At 66.3% G+C, this 19082-nt stretch carries 16 protein-coding genes; 6 read left to right on the top strand and 10 right to left on the bottom strand.

Annotated elements, in window-relative coordinates:
- Window positions 1-30: 30 nt before the first annotated feature.
- Complete coding sequence (gene bdcA, locus BMZ43_RS21770; RefSeq protein ID WP_064307557.1) at window positions 31-744, bottom strand: SDR family oxidoreductase; 714 nt, start codon at window positions 742-744, stop codon at window positions 31-33.
- A gap of 72 nt (window positions 745-816) precedes the next feature.
- Between bdcA and BMZ43_RS21765 the strand changes: the two genes are divergently transcribed.
- Window positions 817-1416, top strand: a complete 600-nt coding sequence (locus tag BMZ43_RS21765; RefSeq protein ID WP_064307558.1) for a TetR/AcrR family transcriptional regulator — start codon at window positions 817-819, stop codon at window positions 1414-1416.
- A gap of 15 nt (window positions 1417-1431) precedes the next feature.
- On the opposite strand, the gene fdhE is transcribed toward BMZ43_RS21765, so the two are convergent.
- The 4 genes from fdhE to fdnG are packed head-to-tail and all read right to left on the bottom strand — an operon-like array spanning window position 1432 to window position 7055.
- Window positions 1432-2355 (bottom strand): formate dehydrogenase accessory protein FdhE, encoded by a 924-nt coding sequence (gene fdhE, locus BMZ43_RS21760; protein WP_093256456.1) that lies wholly within the window; start codon window positions 2353-2355, stop codon window positions 1432-1434.
- Window positions 2355-3062, bottom strand: coding sequence for a formate dehydrogenase subunit gamma (locus tag BMZ43_RS21755; RefSeq protein WP_068384267.1), 708 nt, complete (start codon window positions 3060-3062; stop codon window positions 2355-2357). Before BMZ43_RS21755 ends, fdhE begins: the two co-directional genes overlap by 1 nt.
- Complete coding sequence (gene fdxH, locus BMZ43_RS21750) at window positions 3059-3979, bottom strand: formate dehydrogenase subunit beta (protein WP_093256453.1); 921 nt, start codon at window positions 3977-3979, stop codon at window positions 3059-3061. The genes BMZ43_RS21755 and fdxH overlap by 4 nt, the downstream gene beginning before the upstream one ends.
- A 10-nt stretch (window positions 3980-3989) precedes the next feature.
- Window positions 3990-7055: a formate dehydrogenase-N subunit alpha gene (gene fdnG / locus BMZ43_RS21745; RefSeq protein WP_143075308.1), complete on the bottom strand. Its 3066-nt coding sequence runs from the start codon at window positions 7053-7055 to the stop codon at window positions 3990-3992.
- A gap of 262 nt (window positions 7056-7317) precedes the next feature.
- Here fdnG and BMZ43_RS21735 point away from each other — a divergent pair, with 262 nt between their 5' ends.
- Entirely contained in the window at window positions 7318-7767 is a 450-nt protein-coding gene (locus BMZ43_RS21735) for a GyrI-like domain-containing protein (protein ID WP_064307562.1), read from the top strand.
- 104 nt (window positions 7768-7871) lie between these two features.
- Window positions 7872-8777: an NAD-dependent protein deacetylase gene (locus BMZ43_RS21730; protein WP_068384275.1), complete on the top strand. Its 906-nt coding sequence runs from the start codon at window positions 7872-7874 to the stop codon at window positions 8775-8777.
- Here BMZ43_RS21730 and BMZ43_RS21725 read toward each other — a convergent pair.
- A complete protein-coding gene (locus BMZ43_RS21725; protein WP_093256450.1) occupies window positions 8704-9849 on the bottom strand; it encodes an acyltransferase family protein in 1146 nt (381 codons plus the stop codon). The genes BMZ43_RS21730 and BMZ43_RS21725 overlap by 74 nt on opposite strands.
- 396 nt (window positions 9850-10245) lie before the next feature.
- Between BMZ43_RS21725 and BMZ43_RS21720 the strand changes: the two genes are divergently transcribed.
- Both BMZ43_RS21720 and BMZ43_RS21715 read left to right on the top strand, forming a co-directional pair.
- Complete coding sequence (locus tag BMZ43_RS21720; RefSeq protein ID WP_093256447.1) at window positions 10246-10848, top strand: nucleotidyltransferase domain-containing protein; 603 nt, start codon at window positions 10246-10248, stop codon at window positions 10846-10848.
- Complete coding sequence (locus tag BMZ43_RS21715) at window positions 10835-11287, top strand: hypothetical protein (RefSeq protein ID WP_017642670.1); 453 nt, start codon at window positions 10835-10837, stop codon at window positions 11285-11287. Before BMZ43_RS21720 ends, BMZ43_RS21715 begins: the two co-directional genes overlap by 14 nt.
- 30 nt (window positions 11288-11317) lie before the next feature.
- Here BMZ43_RS21715 and BMZ43_RS21710 read toward each other — a convergent pair whose 3' ends face one another.
- Both BMZ43_RS21710 and BMZ43_RS21705 read right to left on the bottom strand, forming a co-directional pair.
- Entirely contained in the window at window positions 11318-13750 is a 2433-nt protein-coding gene (locus tag BMZ43_RS21710) for a glucan 1,4-alpha-glucosidase (RefSeq protein ID WP_093256445.1), read from the bottom strand.
- A 101-nt stretch (window positions 13751-13851) separates the two neighbouring features.
- Window positions 13852-16083: an FUSC family protein gene (locus BMZ43_RS21705; protein WP_093256443.1), complete on the bottom strand. Its 2232-nt coding sequence runs from the start codon at window positions 16081-16083 to the stop codon at window positions 13852-13854.
- 165 nt (window positions 16084-16248) lie between these two features.
- On the opposite strand from BMZ43_RS21705, the gene BMZ43_RS21700 reads away from it, so the two are divergent.
- On the top strand, window positions 16249-17178 hold the full coding sequence (locus BMZ43_RS21700) for a LysR family transcriptional regulator (RefSeq protein ID WP_017642673.1): 930 nt from the start codon (window positions 16249-16251) through the stop codon (window positions 17176-17178).
- A gap of 4 nt (window positions 17179-17182) precedes the next feature.
- Here BMZ43_RS21700 and BMZ43_RS21695 read toward each other — a convergent pair whose 3' ends face one another.
- Both BMZ43_RS21695 and BMZ43_RS21690 read right to left on the bottom strand, forming a co-directional pair.
- Window positions 17183-17716 carry a cytochrome b gene (locus tag BMZ43_RS21695; protein WP_093256441.1) on the bottom strand — a complete coding sequence of 178 codons (534 nt, stop codon included), beginning with the start codon at window positions 17714-17716 and terminating at the stop codon, window positions 17183-17185.
- 86 nt (window positions 17717-17802) lie between these two features.
- Complete coding sequence (locus BMZ43_RS21690; RefSeq protein WP_093256439.1) at window positions 17803-19071, bottom strand: arsenic transporter; 1269 nt, start codon at window positions 19069-19071, stop codon at window positions 17803-17805.
- Window positions 19072-19082 lie beyond the last annotated feature (11 nt).

Genomic DNA, 19082 nt, shown 5'->3' with positions numbered 1-19082 from the left:
GCCGCCGCGAGTGGCGCCTGTGGCGGACGATCAGGCGCCGAAGGCCCCGTCGATGGTGTGCATGGCGCCGGTGACGAAGCCGGCCTCGGGGCCGGCCAGCCAGGCCACCATGCCGGCCACCTCGTCGGCGCTGCCATGGCGCTTGATCGCCATGAAACTGTGCATCAGCTCCTTCATGGGGCCATCGGCCGGGTTCATCTCGGTATCGATGGGGCCCGGCTGCACCACGTTGACGGTGATGCCGCGCGGGCCGAAATCCCGCGCTAGGCCGCGGGCCAGTCCCTGCAGGGCGGACTTGCTCACGGCATAGGCGGCCAGGCCGGGGACCGGCATGCGATCGCCGTTCACCGAGCCGATGACGATGATCCGCCCGCCCGCCGGCATCTGCCGCGCGGCTTCCACCGCCGCGTGATAGGGCGCCTGCACGTTGATGCTGAACAGGCGGTCGACGGCGTCCGGGTCCTGTTCCAGGGCATCGCCGAACAGCGCCACCCCGGAATTCACCACCAGCACGTCCAGCGGACCGCTGGCGCGCACCCGGGCGATCACGGCATCACGACTGGCACTGTCGGTCGCCTCGGCGGTACTGCCGGTTTCCGCGGCTAGCGCCTGGGCGGCGGCCTTCGAGCTGGAATAGGTGAAAGTTACTCGGGCACCCTCGGCGGCGAAGCGCCGCACGATGGCCGCACCTATGCCGCGACTGCCCCCCAGGACCAGCACCGACTTGCCTGCAAAATTCGTCATGACCGTACCTCCCGATTAATGTAGTGAATGCTACAATAAATCTCACTCGACCCCTGTCAAAGTATTTTTGTAATGAGCGCTACAAATAAATCCGGCACCCGTGGTCGCCCGCGCTGCTTCGATCCGGATGCGGCTGTGGCCCAGGCGCAACGCCTGTTCCATGAAAGAGGCTATGACGGCGTGAGCGTCGCCGATCTGACCCAGGCATTCGGGATCAAGCCACCCAGCTTCTATGCAGCCTTCGGCAGCAAGGTGGAGTTGTATGGCAAGGTGCTGGAGCGCTATGTCGCGAACGGTGCGCTGCTGCTGCGGCAGATCCTGGAGACCGACCAGCCGCTGGCCGTGGCCCTGACGCAGGTGCTGGAAGCGGCGGCGCGCAACTACGCGGCCGATCCGCAAGCCGCCGGCTGCCTGGTGCTGGAAGGTACCCATAGCGACGATCTACAGGCCCGTGCGGCAGCGGACGGCTACCACCAGGCAGCCCAGGCACTCATCCATGCCCACATCGCCACACGCCGGCCACAGCAGGCGCGAGAGCTGACCGATTTCGTCGTCACCACCATGGCCGGCCTGTCTGCCAGCGCGCGGCATGGCCAGAGCCTGGAACGCCTGCTGGCCAGCGCGCGTCTGGCCGGTCTGGCCCTGAACCAGGCGCTTCTCGCAAACCCGTAAAGCGGATCTAGCGCCCTACTCCCCCGCGATGAACAGGGGATTGAAGCCGCTGCGGGCGTAGCGCCCCGCTTCGGCCAGGGCGAAGTCCAGCGGCAGGCTGGCAAGGTCGTCCGCGAGGGGATCGGCGCCCAGGTTGAAGCTCTTGCTGACCAGCTTGAGGTAGCTGTCGCAGCTGTCGCAGGTCTCGGCCTGGGCGGCCAGGGGCGTCTTGCCGGCTTCGTCCTCCAGTGCCAGATAGCGCACCTGGGCACTGGTATTGCAGCAGCTGCACTTGCTGCGTTCCAGGTGCCACTCGGTGGCGCAGAGGCTGCAGTGCAGATAGCGTACGTTGTCGCGATCACGGTCGGCGTGGACGATACTGGCCAGCGGCGGTGCGGCACAGCAGGGGCAAAGCACCCGGCTGACGTCGCCATGGCGTTGGGGCGGCTGTGGCAGGGTCAGGGCTAGGCGTACCCAGGCCACTTGCAGGGCGGCGCCCACCAGAGGCAGTAACGCCCGGCGCTCGGTGGCGCCAGGCTCCTGCGCCAGAACTTGCTCGGCCAGTTGCTGGCGCTCGGCAGCAGACAAGGCGACCAGCTGTTCGAGCACCGGGCGCTGGCGCTCGGCCACGCGCAGCTCCAGGGTGACCAACAGAGCGTCCAGATCGCCCTGCCAGTCCAGATCCCGTAGCAGAGCCTGGCCCTGCAGGGGCGGCATGCCATGCTCCAGGGCCAGGCTGAAGGCGTCCGGTGCCGGTTGCCAACTGGGCTGGCGTTCCTGCAGGACACCATCCTGGGCCTGGATCAGCAGGGCCATGAAGCCGAGAAAATCACTTAGCTCGGTGCTGCGTTCGGCCAGCTCGCGCAGGCGCCGCGCACGCCGGGCGAACAGCTGCCGATCGGGCAGGACCACCGGCGGCGGATTGAGGATGCCGGTGGGCGAAGTACCGTACTGATGCATCAGGGAGTCCCCTTGTCGGGCATGCGGTGTTCATCCAGGGGGCGGTCGCCCCGCTCGCCCCTTTCGCGGCGCTCCTGCTCGACGATCTCGTCGTACCACAGCCGGTGATGGTGCTTGGCCCAGGCACGGCTGACACGGCCCTGGGTCATCGCCCGGAAGGAGCCCTTCACCCAGATCGCCGAGTAGATGTGGATGATCAGGGTGACGATGGCGATGAAGGCGACATAGGCGTGTACCAGACTGGAAAAGCGCAGCCAGCCGCGTGGCAGGATGTCGGCGAAGTACGGCCGCCAGATGAAGAAGCCGCTGAGCAGCAACGCCGGTACGGACAGCAGCATCACCCAGTACACTAGCTTCTGCCCAGGGTTGTTGGCGCCGATGGGCGGCGCCAGTTCGTCACGGTTGGCGAGGACATCGCTAATGCGCCGGACCCAGGCCACGTCGTGGCGCTTGAACAGGTTGACCCTGAAGAAGCGCACCGCCATGACCACGAAACCCAGGCTCATGGCCACCCCGATGAAGGGGTGCAGGATGCGCGTCATGGTCGGTCCGCCAAACAGCGCCGTGAGGTCGAAAAAGAACGGATGAAAGAAGGCCAGGCCGCTCAGGGTCAGGCAGACGAAGGTGAAGGCGATGAACCAGTGGTTCAGCCGGCTGAAGGTGGTATAGCGCAGGATGCCGCGCTTGTTGTCCGACGGCGTAGTCATGGCCGATCCTCCTCGCGCGCGGCGTGGCGCTCTTCCTCGTCCGGCGATTCCTCGGGTTCTTCCTTGGGACCCTTGGTCAGGTAGTGGGCGATGCCCGCGATGGCGGTAACCCCCAGCAGCGCCGACATGATCGGCTTGGTCACGCCCTTCCACAGACTGACCATGGGGCTGATCTCCGGATTGGCCGGCAGGTGGGTATACAGCTCGGGCTTGTCGGCGTGCTGCAGCACGTACATCACATGGGTGCCGCCCACGCCGGCCGGATCGTAGATGCCGGCGCCGGGAAAGCCGCGATCATTGAGTTGGCCGACCCGCATCTCGGCCTGTTCCGTCATGTCCTCCTTGGTGCCGAACATGATCGCCCCGGTCGGGCAGGATTTGACGCAGGCGGGCTCCATGCCGTGATAGACGCGATCGGAACAGAGGGTGCACTTGTAGGCTTTCTGGTCCTTCTTGGAAATGCGCGGTACGTCGAACGGGCACCCCGAGACGCAATAGCCGCAGCCGATGCAGTGCTCGGAGTTGAAGTCGACGATACCGTTGGCGTACTGCACGATGGCCCCGGGCGCCGGGCAGGCCTTGAGGCAGCCCGGGTCGGCGCAGTGCATGCAGTTGTCCTTGCGGATCAGCCACTCCAGGTTGCCCTTCTCGTTGACGTATTCGTCGAACCTCATCACTTGGAAGGTCTCCGGGGTGAGGTCCGGCGGATTGTTGTAGGTGCCGTTGCAGTGGCCGACCTCATCGCGCAGATCGTTCCATTCCGAGCACGCCACCTGGCAGGCCTTGCAACCGATGCAGCGCGACACGTCGATCAGCTTGGCTACCTTTTCCACCCCGCCGATGCGGGTATGGGGCGACTCCTCGGAGGTAGCCGAGCGTGCGACGATGTTCTGGAAGTTGACTTGATCGCCTCTCATAAGACCTTCCTCAGACCTTTTCCACGTTCACCAGGAACGACTTGAATTCCGGTGTCTGGGTGTTGGCATCGCCCACGAAGGGGGTCAGGGTGTTGGTGAGGAACCCGGGTCGGGTCACGCCCTTGAAGCCCCAGTGGATGGGGATGCCGACGTGGTGCACGGTACGGCCTTCCACCTGCAGCCCGCGCATGCGCTTGGTCACCACTGCCACCGCCTTGATATAGCCCCGCTTGGAGCTGACCTTGACCCAATCGCCGGCCTTGATGCCGAGTTCGTTCGCCAGGTCCTCGCCGATCTCGACGAATTTCTCCGGCTGGGCGATGGCATTGAGCCGCGCATGGGTGGTCCAGAAGTGGAAGTGCTCGGTCAGCCGGTAGGTGGTGGCCGCATAGGGAAACTCCTCGCGGGTACCTAGGCGTGCCCGGTCGCCGGGGAAGATCCGTGCCGCCGGGTTGTTCTTGGCCCGAGGGTTGTCCGGGTGCAGGGGGTTGTTGTCCAGCGGCGATTCGAAGGGCTCGTAGTGCTCAGGGAAGGGGCCTTCGGCCAGGAGGCTGCCACCAAAGAAGTGCGCGACGCCCTCCTGGTTGAGGATGAAGGGCCCGGCCTTGGCCGAAGGTGGCGAGGTCCAGGGGAAATCGGGGACGTCGGCCCCTGCCCAGCGCTCGCCGTTCCACCAGATCAGCCGCTTCTCCGGGGCCCAGGAGGTACCGTCCGGCCGGGCGCCGGCGCGGTTGTAGAGGATGCGGCGATTGAGTGGCCAGGACCACGCCCAGCCCAGGGTCATGCCGATGTTGTAGGGATCGGCGTTGTCGCGCCGGTCCATGTTGTTGCCGTGACGGGTGTAGGAGCCAGAGTAGATCCAGCAGCCACAGGTGGTGCTGCCGTCGTCGGCCAGGAAACCGAAGTCGTCGAGCAACTCGCCGCGCTTGTGGGAGATGGTGCCATTCGGCCCGGGCAGGTCGGCCAGGGCCCTGCCGTTGTACTCCTGGGCGATGTCCTCGGGATTGGGTTCCTCCGGATTGCTGTAGGGCCAGGTCAGGTTGAGGATCGGATCGGGAAAGGCACCACCCTCGTCGCGATACATGCCCTGCAGGCGATGGAACAGCCCGGCCATGATGGCCACGTCCGGGCGCGCCTCGCCGGGTGGGGGCGCCGCGCGCCAGTGCCACTGCAGCCAGCGCGAGCTGTTGACGATGGCACCGTTCTCCTCGGCGAAGCAGGTGGTGGGCAGGCGGAACACCTCGGTCTGGATCTGGCTGGGATCCACGTCATTGAGTTCGCCGTGGTTCTGCCAGAATTCGGCGGTCTCGATGGCCAGCGGATCCATCACCACCAGGTACTTGAGCTTGGCAAGCGCCTGGCTGACCTTGTTCTTGTCTGGGAAGGAGGCCAGCGGGTTGAAACCCTGGCAGAAATAGCCGGTGATCTCGCCGTGGTGCATGCGCTCGAAGGTGTGGAGGACGTCGTAAAGCGGCTCGCTGAGCTTGGGCAGCCAGTCGTAGCACCAGTCGTTGTCCTTGGTCGCCGCCTCGGAGAACCAGGCTTTCATCAGGCTGACATGGAAGCGCTCATAGTACTTCCAGTAGGAGACCTCGCCCTCACGCAGGGGCTGCTTGGCCCGCCGCTTGATGTACTCGCGGTACTCCTGCTCCTCGTGGGAAGCCAGATAGAGATAGCCCGGCAGCTGGTTGGAGAGCAGGCCCAGGTCAGTCAGGCCCTGGATGTTGGAGTGGCCGCGCAAGGCGTTGACCCCACCGCCGAGCATGCCGATGTTGCCCAGCAGCAACTGCACCATGGAGGCGGTACGGATGATTTGGGCGCCGATGGAGTGCTGGGTCCAGCCTAGCGCATAGAGGATGCTCATGGTGCGCTCGGGGCGCGCCGTCTCGGCGATCATGTCCCAGGTGGTCTGGATCTGCTCGCGGGGCATGCCGCAGACGCGCTCCACCAACTCGATGGTGTAGCGGCTGTAGTGCGCCTTCATCAGCTGGTAGACGCAGCGCGGGTGTTGCAGGGTGGGGTCTTCCTTGACCATGCCGCGCTCGTCGAACTCGTAGCTCCAGCTGGACTTCTCGTAGGCACGGCGCTTGTCTTCGCCAAAGCCGGAGAAGAGACCGTCGTGGAAGCCGTAGTCTTCCTTCACGATGATGGCGACGTCGGTGTAGGCCCTTACGTACTCATGCTGGATCTGGTCCGTGGTGAGCAGGAAGTTGATCAGCCCGCCCAGGTAGACGATATCGGTCCCGGTGCGAATATAGGCGTGGTAATCCGCCACCGCCGAGGTACGGGTGAAGCGCGGATCGATGGTGATCAGCTTGGCGTTGTTTTTTTCCTTGGCTTCCACCATCCAGCGAAAGCCCACCGGGTGCGCCTCGGCCGAGTTGCCGCCCATGGACAGGATGAGATTGGCGTTGCGGATGTCGACCCAATGATTGGTCATGGCACCGCGGCCGAACGAAGGGGCAAGACCTGCCACCGTCGGTCCGTGTCAAACGCGCGCCTGGTTGTCGATTGCCAGCATGCCGAGGCTGCGGATCACCTTCTGGGTGAGGTACGCGGTCTCGTTAGAAGAGGCCGACGCCGCCAGGAAGCCAGTGGTGGTCCAGTGGTTGACCAGATGACCATCGGCGTCATGGGTGACGAAGTTCTTGTCCCGGTCCTCCTTCATGTAGCGGGCGATGCGGTCCAGCGCCTCGTTCCAGCTGATGCGCTTCCACTCGTTGCTGCCAGGCTCGCGGACCTCGGGATGGGAAAGGCGCGATTCGCTCTTGATGAAGTCCAGCACTCCCGCGCCCTTGGGACAGAGGGAGCCGCGACTGACCGGATGATCTGGATCGCCTTCGACGTGATAGATGTCGCTGACGGTATTGATGCCGCCATCGCCACGGCTGTAGAGCAGCATGCCGCAACCCACCGAGCAGTAGGTGCAGGTATTGCGCGTCACCTTGGCGGCGGCGAGCTTGTAGTAGCGAATGGACGCCAGCGCGGGTTCAGGGGCGAAGCCGAGCATGGCCATGCTCGAGGTGGCGACCCCTGCCGTACTGAGTTTGAGAAAGTTGCGGCGCGATACCTTGATCGACATTTTTTAGGTAACTCCAGGCACATCACGGTAGGACTTCGTCCTAACCGAGGCCTGGCAGTTCGAGCGAAGCGTTGACTTTCTTCGTCAAAAACCATTCAAACTAGCATTTTAGCGAAGCGGCGAAGGGCCTTCGCAAGGTCTGGATTAAGCCCTTGCGGCGGCTGCGACCTTTCGTCCGACGGCCTTCACGGCTGACCGCAGGGCGCCGCTGGAGTAAGGTGGCGGCCTTCATCGCATCTTCGAGAGAGTCTGTCCCATGTCGCTGGAAATCGTCGACCATCCCGCCCTGGAAGTGACCGGTCTGCTGTTCGAGCCTGGCCAGGGCGAAGACATCGCCGCCCTCTGGCGGCGCTTCGCCGACCGCGCCGGGGAAATCGCCGGCCGCGAAGGCGACGCCGAATGGTACGGCCTGAGCTGGCGCCAGGCCGGCGCCATGCACTACCTGGCTGCCGTGGCGACCGCGCCGGGCGCGCCCCTGCCCGCCGGCATGGTGCGCCAGGAACTGCCGGAGGGTCGCTATGCCCGCTACGTGCACCTGGGCACCGCACCCAGCGTGGCCAAGAGCCTCGGTCGACTGTTCGCCGAGCTGCTCCCCGCCCGTGGCCTGCAACCGCGTCCAGGCGCCTGCTTCGAGCACTACACAGAGGCCTTCACCGGCGTGGACGCCCAGGATTCGCAGATCTACATCTACGTCCCGGTCTACTAGACCTGCGAGCGCCGCACGACGGACAGGACGTTCGTCAGCTGCGGCTTGCCTCCCGGCATAACCCTTTCCAAGCTGGGGGTATCGTCCGCAACTCCAGGTGCCCGATGTCCCTGCCCGAGCTTCAGTCCTTTATCGCCCGGCACGAGCGGATCTTCCTGCTCACCGGTGCCGGTTGCAGCACCGATTCCGGCATTCCCGATTACCGCGACCGCGACGGCGCCTGGAAGCGCCCGCAACCGGTCACCCTGCAGGCCTTCGTCGGCGACGAACTCTTGCGCCGCCGCTACTGGGCGCGCAGCCTGATCGGCTGGCCGCGCTTCTGCCAGGCGCGGCCCAACGCCACCCACCAGGCCCTGGCGGCCCTGGAGCGACGCGGCCAGGTGGAGATGCTGCTGACCCAGAACGTCGATCGCCTGCACCAGGCCGCCGGCAGCGAGGCGGTGATCGACCTGCACGGCCGCCTCGACCAGATCCGCTGCCTGGGTTGCGAGATGCGCCTGCCGCGCCAGGAATTCCAGCAATGGCTGGGCGAACTCAATGGCGACTGGCTGCAGCTGGACGCGGCTACCGCGCCGGATGGCGATGCCGATCTGGAAGGCGTGGACTTCATGAGTTTTCGCGTGCCGGATTGCCCGCGCTGCGGCGCCCTGCTCAAACCGGACGTGGTGTTCTTTGGCGAACACGTGCCCGGCGCGCGGGTGGAGCGCGCCTTCGCCCACCTGGGCCGCGCCGATGCGCTGCTGGTGGTGGGCTCGTCACTGATGGTCTATTCGGGCTTTCGCTTCGCCCAGGCAGCAGCCCGTGCCGGGCTGCCCATCGCCGCCCTGGGCTATGGCCGGACACGGGCGGACGAGTTGCTGAACCTCAAGGTGGAGGCCTCCTGCGCCCAGGCCCTGGCCTTTCTGCTGGAGTATCCTGCAGCTGCGGCGCCTCCCCCTACGCGGGGACTTGCTGACGCCGCGGCGCCCTTCCCAGATGCATCAGCGGACGCTCGATCCAGCGGTAGCTGAGCATCGACAGCAGACAGGCGAGCACCAGCACCGGTGGCAGCAGCGACATGAAGCCGAGCGTGCCCAGGGTCTCGACCGAGCCGAGGTTGAGCAGGGTGAAGAGGCCATAGAGCAGCAGGCCGTGGGTGAGATAGAGGCTGTAGCTGATCTCGCCCAGCACCTTGAGACCGCGACTGCGCAGGAGGCCGAAGAGATCGTTGCCGGCGGCCATGGCGGCGAAGGGCAAGCCCAGCGCGAGCATCTGCCTGAGGCTGTAGTCCGGCTGGGTCATGGCGTAGCCCACCAGCGCCAGCGACAGCGCCGCCACCAGGGGCGTACGCAGCCGCGCCAGCAGGCCCGGCAGATGAACCTTGACGAACACCGGCAGGAATCCCAGCAGGAACAGCAGCCCGAAGCGCGCGCCCAGTACCTGATAGTGATAGCCGGCGGCGACCAGCCCGCCCACCAGCAGCACCGAGACCAGCAGCGGCAGCCCGAAACCGCGGCGGTTGAACAGCGCGGCGATGATCGGCAGCGCCAGATAGAACAGCGCCTCGTAGCGCAGCGTCCAGTGGGCGCCGGCGGTCATCCAGCCGCTTTCCTCCAGGCCGTTGAGACTGAAGCCGGAAAACAGCTCCCAGCTGAGCAGTTCGAGCATGAAGTGCTGGCCGTCGGCGATGACGAAGTGGGTGCGGATCAGGGTGAAGAGCACCACCACGGCCACCACGCAGAGGTACAGCGGCATCACCCGCAGTACCCGTGAACGGAGCAGCTCGCCCCAGTCCGGCGTGCGCCGGTAGACCTTTCCGAAGAACAGGTAGCCGGTGATCATGAAGAACAGCGACACCGGCACCACGCCCATGTTGTAGAGCAGATCGCTGTCGGGTTCGCGCCACTGACCCTCGGCCTTGAGATGATAGGTCAGCACGAAATGCAGGCAGACCACGGCGGTGGCGAGAATGCCGCGCAGGGCATCCAGCGGCGAGGAGCGCGCCAGGGTCTCCTGGGTGAGCAGCGGGCTGCGGCGCAGGGCGAAGGCCAGCAACACCAAGGTGCCCAGGTAAAGGGCGATGGGGAGAGCGACGTCAGTCATATCCGTGACCTTCTTGACAGGAACCGGCAAAGACTCGCCCCCAGACCGCCGGAGCGGTCGCCGGAGCGAGCGAGAGAAAACCGTGACAGCCGGGCACGCTACCGCGCGGTACGCGACCGAGGGCAGAGGGACCGGAAAGAGAGGAGAACCGCGGCGAGCGGAAGGATCCGCTGCCTCAGCTAAGCGCGAGAACGCCCATCAGACAAGTCTTGTTACAGGCGTTCCCTTGGGTTCAACGTTTCGCTGCCCTGGGTCAGCAGCCCTGGCACGGGCATTAGTAACGCGCTACCGTTGGTCGGCTGTTCAGGCGCTGGAATACACCAAGGGCAATCACACTGGTTGTTTGCTGCCTTTTAGGCTTCAATTGCAGCCCAAAAGGCAGCAAAAAAAATTCTTATGTCCCTTGCTTCCGTTCTATTTCCCGACTATCGCCGCAAGGTCCTGGCACTTCTTCTGCTCCATCCGGAGAGCAGCTACCATCAGCGCGAAATCGCGCGCTTGACCGAGACCCAGTCTGGCACCCTGAGCCGTGAGCTCGTCAAGCTGGTCGCGGCAGGTCTGGCCGTGAAGACGCGCGTGGGTAATCAACAGCACTATCGCGCCAATCGGGAGTGCCCCATCTTCGAAGAGCTGGCGAGCATCTTGCGCAAGACCAGTGGCCTGACCGATATTCTGGCCGAGGCGCTGAGCCCCATTGCAGACCGAATATCGGCAGCTTTCGTCTTCGGCTCGATGGCTAGCGGCAAAGCAAGCGCTGGAAGCGATATTGACCTCATGATCCTGGGTACCGTGACCTTCCGCGAGGTAGTGGCAGTGCTCTATCCCTGTCAGGAGACGCTTGGGCGCGAGATCAATCCCAAGGTATACCCGCGAGAGGAATGGCAGAGGCTGTTGGCGGAAGGAGGAGCCTTCATCACGGACTTGCTGGAAAAGCCCAAGGTGTTCGTCATCGGCGACGCTTCGTACCTGTCACAAGGAAGGACAGATGACCCTGGATAATCTGCTCGGCAAGAGTCTTGAGGCGATCACACCGGACCCTGCGAGCATCCAGCGCTTGCTGGAGGCAGCGCAACGTAGCTTGACCGATGCGTGTCTGCCAATACTGAGCAGCGAAAGCCGCTTCGATCTGGCCTACAAGGCAATCATGCAGGGCGCGAACGCAGCGCTTCAGGCCAATGGCTATCGGACCCTGACTAGCCGCCCCGGTCACCATCAGACCATGATCCAGTCACTGCCCCGGACCGTCGAGCTTGATACATCGACGATGTTGGTACTGGATACCTTGCGCAAGCAACGCAACGTCATCGACTACTCGGGCGATCTAGTCAGCGATTCGATGGCTCAGGAGGCCTTGCAGCAGGCCGAGGTCCTGCTCCAGCACGTCACGCATTGGCTGAAGCAAAATCGACCAGAGCTGCTATCGGATCGCAAGCGCTAACAGCGCTCGCGATCCGACAACTGGCTTGCTTCAGGGCGCCAGTGCCCGCGCCACCACCGGGTAGTGATCCCACACCTGGCCGTCCGCCAGGGAGCGCAGCAGCTTCACGTATTCGGCGTGGGACCAGGCCAGCGGCGTCGCCGAATCGGTGCCCTGACCCATCTGGTAGCCGTGGCGCCGGTTGTCGCCCACGCCATCCCAGACCTGCTCGGGCAGCATCAGGCCGGCGTTGGCGAACAGCTCCAGGCCGCGGACGTAGGTGTCACGCAGCTTGCCCAGCGCCGCCGGGTCCGGCTTGCCCTGCAGGACCAGGCGCGCCAACTCGTAATGGCCGCGCTCGCCGGTGAAGATCGGCCAGACCCGGCCACGCAGCCCCGAGTTGGGCACCGGCTGCTCGGTGGCCGGGAAATTGATGCCGGAGCTTTCGCTCTCGCCATAGCCGTCGTTGCCGTAGCGCCGCCAGCCGGGGAAGGTGCCGGTGACGCCGGGGTACTGGAAGCTGTACTTGACCCGCAGATTCTCCGGCAGGCCTTCGTCGTCCAGCACCGCCAGGCTCTTCTGTACCAGGGGATCGCTGGCCGGCCGCACGCCGTAGCGCACCAGTTCGAGGAAGCCGGCGTCCAGCACCTGGTCCTCCGGCAGGCCCGGACGACTGTTGTTGTCCACCAGCGTGCCCTTGTCGTTGGGATCGTCGTTCTGGGTGATGCGCAGGTAGTAGTTGCCGGCGCCCAGGCTGCCCTGGGTGGTGGCCATGGTCTTTTCGACCTGGCCGGAATAGCGCCGGGCGGTCTCGCGGTAACGGCTGGCATTGGCCTCGTCGCCGGCATGGCGCGCCAGCTCGCTGGCGGTGGCGAGACCGGCGATAACTGCCGCGGTGGTGGATGGCGAATAGCCCCACTGCTCTTCCCAGCGCTCCTGCTGGGTCTGCGGCGGCTTGACCTGCCAGGTGTTCCAGCCCAGGTTGACCTGGCTGTCACGGGCGAGGAAATCCGCCGCGGGCCTGAGCATGTCGCGGTACCAGCGGTCGATTTCGGCGTCGCCGAGCAGGCCACCCTGCCAGAGGCGATAGCCGAGCATGATGGGCATGGCGGTCTGGTCGAGTTGCACGCCGACCCACTCGATGGTGCCGTCGACGTGGGTCTTCTGCAGGAACCAGCCGGTGGCGCCCGGTGCCCGTACCTCGTCGCCCTGTTTCTGCTGATGGATGAAGGCGGAGCTGTCGGCCGGCTTGTGCGCGGTATTGGCATCCACCTGCACCTGCTTGAGGTAACTGAAGGCGACCTTGGGCGTCTGCCGGTCACCCAGCGCCAGCAGGGCCATGGCGCACTGGTAGAAATCCCGTGGCCAGACCGCCTTGTAGCCGGTGGTGCCCTTGCCCGCCGGCACCGTTTCACCCCAGGGATTGGACAGCGAAGCGATCAGGGCGCCGGCGTGGGTCTTGTCCTCCTGGGCCTTGAGCACCAGGGCGCTGGCATTGAGCAGCTTGCCGCCGTCGCCGGCCTGGGCCTGCAGGCGCGGCAGCTGGTCGAGGCCGGCCAGGTAGTCCTGCCAGCCGATGGCGTCGCCTTCGCCGTTGTAGTGGGCCAGCACCTTTTGATAACCGCGGGCCAGGGTGGCATCCGCCGCCGCCTCGGCCTGGCGCGGATTGGCGCCGAAGCCCACCACCACGTCCAGGGTGGTCTCGGCGCCCTTGAGCGGCAGCTTGGCCAGCATGGCGACGTTGCCGGCCTGGTCGCCGGTGCTGCTGTAGGTCTGGGTCAGCTTGCCGTTGCGGCGCAGGTCGTCGAGGCCATCGGAGCTGCCGACGAAACCTACGGTAGGCGTCTGCAGCGGCTGGCTGGCCTTCACCACCAGCGCGTGCTCGCCTTCGCTGGCGTAGAGCACCCCACCCTTCACCGCGGCGCGGTCATGGCTGCCACTGTTGGCCAACGCCGGATCGACATAGAGATAGGGCTGGATGCGTGGGTCCTGGCTGCGAAAGATGACGCGCATGACCAGGGTGTCCTGGTCCGGGTCGGTGAAGACGTGCTTCTCGATCTCGTAGCGGCCCTGGCGGTCGCGGTTGACGATCTTGTAGGCCAGCGAGGTGGGCCGGCCGGCGGCATCGGTGGCCAGGTATTCGATACGGCTGTCGGTGTCGTCGCGCTCCAGGTGGGTGAAGTCGGGACCGCGGATCACCAGCTGCATCTCGCGCAGCTGCGCCTCGTGGATGAGACCCTGCATGGTCTCGGTGACCACCCCCTGGGCCAGGGAGAACCACACCCGCGAGACGCGGCCGGTGCTGGCCTGGTCGCTGTAGGCGCCATCGCGATAGGCCTCGTAGCTGGTGCCGATGCCGGTCTTGCCGGAATAGGACCAGAAGGGCGTGGCACCGGGGGCGCCAGGAGCCTCCAAGGCAAACGCCAGGGGAGTCAGCAGAAAACTGGCGGAACAGAGCAGCGGACGGACGAAGCGGACGGGCATGGGCAGGCGGGCCTTGTTCTGGTTGTGCCGAAAGTCGCATGGCAGAGGGCCTGACGGCCCTCCCCGTTCGTAAGCCTAGCCAATATTTCCAGAAGCGCTGCTCAGCCTTCGTCCCGCGCCGGTGGCCGGGCCGGCGGCAGGTACCCGGCCAGGGGCGAATCCGGCGCCAGCAGCGAGGTGCGGATGAAATGCAGGTAGCTGGCGATACGGCGCAGCGGTGAGCGATCGAAGTCGCCCGGATTGGGCTCCAGGTAGCGCTGGGCCTGGTGCGCCAGCAGGATGGCCTGGTCCACGGCGCCCAGGGCGCGGGCCAGGTTGGCGGCGTTGGGCTGGCGGAACAATCGCACCAGGGCCCGCCCCAGGGCGCGAATGGCCAGGCGCCAGGCACGCTCTTCGCGATACCAGGGCAGGGGTGGCAGCGCGGCCTGCTCCAGGCGCAGCTCGATGATGGCGTGGCCCAGCTCCAGACTCAGGAAGGTCCAGCGCAGCAGCCGCCGCTGCACCTCCGGCTGGCCGACGGTAAGCACCTGCACCTGGTTGAGCAGATCGCGCAGGCCGGAATCGAAGCGGCCACTCAGACCGGCCAGGGGTGCCCCGATGGCATGGACCAGTCGCTCGCGCAGGGCATCTTCCAGCCGGCGCCAGACCCAAGGCTGGCTGGGCGGCAGAAGTACACTGACCGCCACTACCGCCACCGCGCAGGCCACCCCGTAGGCCAGGTAGGTGTTGCAGAAGACATCGGCGTCGTAGCGCGGCAGATTGCCCGGCAGGGCCGCCGAACAGAACCAGACCATCAGCCCGGTGCCATAGCCCGCCAGCCGCGGTCGAGTGATCAGCCAGGCGCCAGCGGCGAACACTGGTGTCAGGGTCAGCAGCAACAGGGCGAAGCCGTCGATCCAGGGCAGCACCTGGAATTGCAGCAGGCCACCGGCCAGGGCCCCGACCAGGGTACCGCCGGCCAGTTGCAGGCAATAGCGGCGCGGATCGGCCGAGGTGGAAGCCAGCGCCGAGATCAGCGCCGCGGCCAGGGTGCAGGCCGCGCCACTCGGCCAGGCGGTCTCGATCCAGAACAGCCCCACGCCCAGTACCACCAGGGCGCTGCGCAGCCCGGCCATCCAGGCTACCGCACGGCTGGCCAGGGGCGTGAAGGTCTCCCGGGGAGCGGGTGTCGTACTCGCCGGCGCCTCAAGTGCCAGCTGGGCACCAAGCAGCAGGTGCAGATCCTCGGCGAAGCGATAGAGCAGCTCGGCGGCGGTGTCGTAGTCGAGCCGGTCGACCTGGGTGGCGGGCACGATCCGGACCAGCTGCTGGCGGCCACTGCGGATCGCGGCCATCAGCGTCTCGCGCTCCGCAGCCAGGCGCTCACTGAGGCGGCGTAGGTCACGCTCTTCCGGCAGGCGACCCAGGGCCGGCGCCAGGACGGCGGCGATCAGCCCAAGGGCGGGCGCCAGCGCTTGGCGCACGGCCCGGGGCCGATCGCTCAGGCGGTCGAGCAGTTGGTAGAGCGCATGGAAGCGGGTGTTGAGCAGCATGAGGCGATTGCCCAGGGCGGCCAGGCGTCCGCTGCGTCGGCGCAGATAGGGCTCCTCGAAGACACTGGCGCTGCGCAGGCTTTCGAAGCCCACGGAATCGGCAGCGAAACGCGCACTGAGTCCGGCGAAGCGTTCGGCATCGAGGCTACCCAGCAGACCGTCATGGGCCATGGCCAGGAAATCGCGCAGGCGCTGGGCCAGGGTCCGGCGCAGGACGCCACGGGTGGTCTGCGGCAGGATCGCGACACTTACCACCCCGGCGCAGCAGATGCCAAGGGCAATTTCCAACAGACGCCACACTGCCTGCAGAAAGGCGCCCTGGGGCTGGGCCACCGCCGGCAGCCCCACCAGGCAGGCGGTGTAGCCGGCCAGCAGGAAGCCATAGCTGCGAAAGTCGCGATAACGCGCCGCCCCCCGGGTGCAGTAGCCGATCCACAGCACCAGGGCGCCGAGCAAGAGCACCCGCTCCTGGGCGAACAGGGCGATGGCGGCGACGGTGAAGGTGAGCCCGGCGAGACTGCCCAGGATCCGGTAGAAACTCTTGGCCAGCACCTGGCCACTCTGCGGCTGCAAGACGATGAACACGGTAACCAGCACGGTGCTCGGTTGCGGCAGTTCCAGGCGATAGGCCAGCCACAGGGCCAGGGTGGCAGCCAACAGCGCCTTGGCGATGAAGGCCCAGGTCTGGCCATCGGTACGCGCCCATTCGCGAGCGGCACGGCGCCAGGCGTTGCGGCTCGGCCAGCGGGTACGGGAGTAGGCAGCGGCGGACCGCGCGAGCGGCGGTGAGGCAAGAGGCATGCTGGGCAACGACGAGAGCGATAGGAAGGGGCGAGACGCAGCGTCTCGGTGGCCATTCTAGAAAGTCTCGCCCGCGCGGATTAAGTCGGGTGTGACGGCAAAGAGCCTTAACCAACGGGCGGGTAATGGCCCACAATGCCCCCTTTCCACCGCCCTGCCCCGCCCATGGATCATCTCTTCAATCTGCGTGCCTTCGCCTGCGTGGCCCAGACCGGCAGCTTCACCGCCGCCGCCCGCCAGCTGGAATTGACCACCGCCTATGTCTCCCGGGCGGTCAGTCAGCTGGAGCAGCACCTGCAGACCCGGCTGCTGCATCGCACCACCCGCCAGTTGCGCCTGACCGACGCTGGCGAACGCTACCTCACGCGCTGCCAGCGCATCCTCGCCGACCTCGACGAAGCCGATGCCGAGGCCCGTCACGCCCTGGCGGTGCCGCGCGGGCGGCTGCGCATCCACACCATGACCGGCCTCGGCCAGCACTACCTGATCCAGAGCCTGGCCGGCTATGCCGAGCGCTATCCCGAGGTGGACCTGGACCTGCAGCTGACCAACACCTTCACCGACATCCTCAAGGAAGGCTACGACCTGTCGCTGATCCTGGCCGCTGGCCTGCCGGATTCGGCCTTCCACTCGGCGCATCTGGGCAGTACCTATAGCGTGCTCTGCGCGGCGCCCACCTATCTGGACCGCCAGGGGCGCCCGGCCACGCCCGCCGACCTTACCGGACATCGCTGCCTGCGCCTGGTCAATCGGGCCATGGCGCCGGATCGCTGGCTGCTGGAGGGGCCTGAAGGGATAGCCGAGGTGGCGGTGGATCGGCCGCCCTTCCAGGTCAACACCGCCGATGCCCTGGCCGAAGCCGTGGCCAGCGGCCTGGGCATCGGCGCCCTGCCGCTGTACGCCGCGGTCGCTGGCCTAGCCAGTGGCCGCCTGCAACGCGTACTACCCGGGCACCGGCTCTATGGCCTGGACATCCATGCACTCTATCCGTCGCGGCGCTTTCTCGACGCCAAGATCCGCACCCTGGTCGACCACCTGCGCGAGACCCTGCCCGCCCTGCTAGAGCGCGATCGGCTGCTGGTGGAAGGGACCTGACGCTTTAAGGCCGCTGCTCGGGCAGCATCCGCTCCAGGGTGCCGTCACGGCGGATCGCCACATGCCAGACCACCGCCGCCACGTGCAGGATCACCAACCCGTAGACGGCGAATTGACCAGCCACATGGATGCGATTGGCGAGGATGCCGAGGGCTTCGTGGCGAGGAAAGCCGGGCAGGGAAAACAGTCCGAACACCGGCACCGGCTGCCCCTGCCCAGCCATCAGGTAGCCGGTCACCGGCATCATCAGCAGCACGGCGTAGAGCATGCCGTGATTGAGCCCGGCGAGCAGCTGCAGCAGGCGACCGTCACGGGGGTTGGCCGGCGGCGCCGGATGCCGCCAGCGCCAGGTCAGGCGGATCAGGATCAGCAGGAACACCGAGATCCCGGTGGATTCGTGCAGCAGATACCAGAGGGTGCGCACCGGCCCGGGCGGAAAGTTTTCCGCCACCCAGACAAAGGGCAAGAGCAGGCACAGCAGCGCGACGGTCAGCCAGTGCAGCGCCTGGGCGAATCCGGTATAGCGAGCGACGGCCATGGGCAGCTCTCTCCAGCAGAGGTATCCCGATAGTGCCCTAAGCGCAGCGACAATGCCGCCACGCCTGGATACCGCCGGTCAGCGCCTTAGAGGTGGATCAGCGCGGCCAGCGCCAACACCAGCGCCGGGATCATCACCACGGCGCCCAGCCTGAGGAATTGCCAGAAGCTCACCGACAGCCCCTCGCGGCGCAGCGCGGCCAGCCACAGCAGGGTCGCCAGCGAGCCGGTGATGGACAGGTTGGGGCCGAGGTCGATACCGATCAGCACGGCGCCGGCGATCTTCTCCGAGACCTGGGCGGTCTGCACCGCCGCCCCGGCCAGCAGGCCGGCCGGCAGGTTGTTGACCAGGTTGCTGCCAAAGGCCACCAGCAGGCCGGCACCCCAGGCTGCCCGTTCCGGCGTCGCCTGGGCGGCGGCCTGCAACTGATTGGCCAGCGCCTGCAATACCCCGGTGGTCTCCAGGGCCTCCACCAGCACGAACAGCCCGGCCACCAACGGCAGCACGCTCCAGGAGATGTGCTTGAGCAGCTCCAGACCGCCGCCGCGCTTGCAGGCCACCACCACCAGGAAGGTGGCGAAGCCGGCGAGAAAGGTCGGCAGACCCAGCTCCAGATCCAGTGCCGAGGCGCCGAGCAAGACCAGGATGGTCAGGATCAGGCCGCAGCCGGCGATGCGTCCGGTGGTGGGTAGAGCCTCCACCGCGCCGCCCTGGGACAGGCGCTCGGCGCGCAGGGCCTTGGCCTGGGTCGCCCAAAGGGTCAGGAAGGTCGCCACGATGGCCAGGATCGACGGCAGGGTGAAGAGCGCCAGCCAGCGGCCCAGCTCCGGCATATGTTCGGCGAACACCACCAGGTTGGCCGGGTTGGAGATCGGCAGCACGAAGCTCGCCGCGTTGGCGATGAAGGCGCAGGAGAACAGATAGGGCAGCGGATTCTTCACCTGGGCAGCGCGGGTGGCGTAGTAGACCGCCGGCGTCAGCACCACGGCGCAGGCATCGTTGGACAGAAACACCGTGACCAGGATGCCGACGCCATAGACCAGGGCGAACAGCCGTAGCGCCGAACCCTTGGCCGCGCGCACCGCATGGCCGGCGACCCAGTCGAACAGCCCTTCCTTCCGGGCGATCTCGGCCAGCAGCATCATGCCGATCAAGAACAGATAGACGTCGGTGCCCTTGGCGATACCGTGCCAGACGCCATCCAGTGGCAACAGACCGAAGACGGCCAGTAACGCCGCGCCGGCGACGGCGAACAGCGCCTCCGGCAAGCCGAAGGGCCGGGAGACCACCCCAAGGGTGGCTAACCCGGCAATGATCCAGGTCAGCAGGTGAGGAGAGAGCGCGAGTGACCCCATGAACGCCTAGT

Source organism: Pseudomonas sp. Snoq117.2 (assembly GCF_900110545.1).
GTDB classification, from domain to species: domain Bacteria; phylum Pseudomonadota; class Gammaproteobacteria; order Pseudomonadales; family Pseudomonadaceae; genus Chryseomonas; species Chryseomonas benzopyrenica.
The sequence above is the reverse complement of the archived record's forward strand: the minus strand, read 5'-3'. Positions and strand labels throughout refer to the sequence as shown.